The sequence below is a fragment of the Bradyrhizobium sp. genome, from assembly GCF_049581145.1.
Taxonomy (GTDB): Bacteria; Pseudomonadota; Alphaproteobacteria; order Rhizobiales; family Xanthobacteraceae; genus Bradyrhizobium.
Genome location: NZ_JBAURI010000210.1, coordinates 1 through 1,952 on the forward strand (window position 1 = coordinate 1; position 1,952 = coordinate 1,952).

Annotated in this window: 2 protein-coding genes; both read left to right on the top strand. The window is 56.9% G+C overall.

Features of this window, described 5'->3' with window-relative positions:
* The first annotated feature begins 505 nt into the window (after positions 1–505).
* Positions 506–1,567, top strand: coding sequence for a cytochrome-c peroxidase (locus WCB02_RS07045; RefSeq protein WP_423957115.1), 1,062 nt, complete (start codon positions 506–508; stop codon positions 1,565–1,567).
* 23 nt (positions 1,568–1,590) lie between these two features.
* Complete coding sequence (locus tag WCB02_RS07050) at positions 1,591–1,911, top strand: cupredoxin domain-containing protein (RefSeq protein ID WP_423957114.1); 321 nt, start codon at positions 1,591–1,593, stop codon at positions 1,909–1,911.
* The last annotated feature ends 41 nt before the right edge of the window (positions 1,912–1,952 follow it).

The following is a 1,952-nucleotide window of genomic DNA, read 5'->3' on the forward strand; positions in this document are numbered from 1 at the left end:
TCGAGGGCCCAAAGCAATATCGCTCGCTTCCTTTCTCGCCCAACGGCAACAACTTCGGGGCTTTCCCGTCATGTCCGGAGTTCGCCCGGACCTTACCGGTTGGCAGGGCTGCTGATATCTGTTGCTCGGGGCAGGCCGGAAGTGTCTCGCATGCAGACGAAACTGCGCGATCAGCCCAACGCGACCTGAGACGTCGACGTCTCCTAAATGCCGTTGCGTCGCGTTAAGGACTCCATCTGGCCCATTGAGTACTTGCAAAGCTCGTGGAGCGATAAATCGATTCCGTGCGCTAGGAGCGATGGTCGAAAGCGGGCCTGATTCGTGATCAGCATCGAGTGCGAAGCGGCGTCGTGCGTTGGTGTAGCCCGTATTCTTACGGTGCTCTTAAGCAAGATATCTTACATCGATTTGCGGTGTAGTTGCCGCATTGGGTCGATTCGTTTCAATCGTTTTCCGTCATTTCCCAGCTCGGAGATAAATCATGCGGCCAAACCGGATTGGTCGGATCATTTCAACAGGGTTGGCCGTTAGCTCGTTCATGCTTGGGACTTTCGGCTTTGCCAACCTGGTCCTGGCAGCCGCTCTCGTCGGAGAAATCAAGCATGTATCCCTGCAGCCGAAAGCCGCGCCGGGGACCGACGCCCTGAAGGCTCTTTATCGTCGACCGGCGGGGATTCCCTTTCCGAAAGACAATCCATACACGCCGGAGAAGGCTGCGCTCGGCAAGAAGATCTACTTCGACACACGTATTTCGGTTTCTTCGGCGCAATCCTGCGGAAGTTGTCACAGCCCCAGTTTCGGCTGGGGAGACGGCCTTACGGTCGGAGTCGGCCACGGCATGCAAAAGCTCGGCCGCCATTCACCAACAATCATCAATGCGGCGTGGGGCGACATTTTCATGTGGGACGGACGGCTGCCGACCCTGGAAGAGCAGGCATTGGGTCCGATCCAGTCGGCCGGCGAAATGAATATGCCGCTCGAGCAGCTGATGAAGCGTCTTGATTCGATCCCCGAGTACAAGCCGATGTTCGTCCGAGTATTTCCAGAGGAGGGCATGACGGCCAAGACATTGGCGAAAGCTGTCGCGACCTATGAACGCATGGTCGTTTCCGAGCGTGCCCCCTTTGACGCCTGGATCGAGGGTGACGAGAAGGCCATTTCGGAAGAGGCCAAACGTGGGTTCGCCGTGTTCAACGGCAAAGGACAATGTGCGGCGTGCCACGAAGGCTGGAATTTCACCAACGATGGCTTCCAGGATATCGGTCTGCCCAGCGATGATATTGGCCGCGGCAAGTTCGTGCCGGGTGTCATCAAGATGCAACACGCCTTCAAGACGCCAGGCCTGCGCGAAATCGCCCGCCGCGCGCCGTATATGCATGATGGCTCGTTGGCGACACTCGAGGAGGTTGTCGAACATTATGACCGCGGCGGTGTCGACCGGCAAAGCCGTTCCGACCTGATGAGGCCGCTCGGGCTTACTGCCCAGGAAAAAACCGATCTTGTTGCGTTCCTAAAGAGTCTGACCAGCGATCTTACGCCTACTGCGGCGCCAAGTCTCCCGCGCTAACAACGAACAGGAAGGAATAAGCCATGCGCTCATCGAAATTGATTATTCTCGTCATTGTCTCCGGTCTTTCCACCGGCGCCTTCGCTGCCACCGAGGTCATCCACCAGCAGGGCCGCGTCTTTTCGGCTGAGAGCGTCACTGTCAAGAAGGGAGAGTCGATCACCTTCTTCAACGACGACAGTGTGCCGCACAACATCATGTCGACCAGCAAGGGTAATGAATTCAATCTGGGGTCGCAGGCGCCGGGCAGTTCGGTCGACGTCACTTTCAAGGAAGACGGAGACGTGGCCGTGATCTGCGCGATCCATCCCCGAATGAAGATGATCGTGAAGGTGGTCGATTAGCCTTTAGACGTTATGCAATCTTTTTTCAGAGGGCCCAATGT

Bases quoted from the DNA above. Each gene is read 5' to 3' on its own strand.
- WCB02_RS07050 (WP_423957114.1), top strand. From the start codon at position 1,591: ATGCGCTCATCGAAATTGATTATTCTCGTCATTGTCTCCGGTCTTTCC.